Here is a 307-nt window from a genome sequence, read left to right as displayed (position 1 = left end):
TGGTATTATCTTCGAGCGAATAGACTTGGATGTAAATTCAAGAGACAAGTACCAATGGGAGCATACATTGTTGATTTTGTCTGTCTTGAAAAAAGAGTGATTATCGAGCTTGATGGCGGTCAACATGCAGAGAACCAAACGTACGATATGAACCGCACTGCTTGGCTAACTGCAGGTGGGTTTAAAGTATTACGATTTTGGAATCACGACGTTTTCCAACAAACCCCCGCGGTCTTAGAAGCCATAATGAATGCGTTACTTTAAGGCCAAAAGTATGCTCACAAACATCACTCCGGTGAGGTACATT

At 42.0% G+C, this 307-nt stretch carries 1 protein-coding gene; it reads left to right on the top strand.

Features of this window, described 5'->3' with window-relative positions; all coding sequences use genetic code 11:
- The coding region (locus tag OK13_RS13775) for an endonuclease domain-containing protein (protein WP_035891795.1) at positions 1–264 on the top strand (264 nt) is incomplete at its 5' end.
- Positions 265–307 lie beyond the last annotated feature (43 nt).

Source organism: Legionella norrlandica (assembly GCF_000770585.1).
Lineage (GTDB): Bacteria > Pseudomonadota > Gammaproteobacteria > Legionellales > Legionellaceae > Legionella > Legionella norrlandica.
The sequence above is the reverse complement of the archived record's forward strand: the minus strand, read 5'-3'. Positions and strand labels throughout refer to the sequence as shown.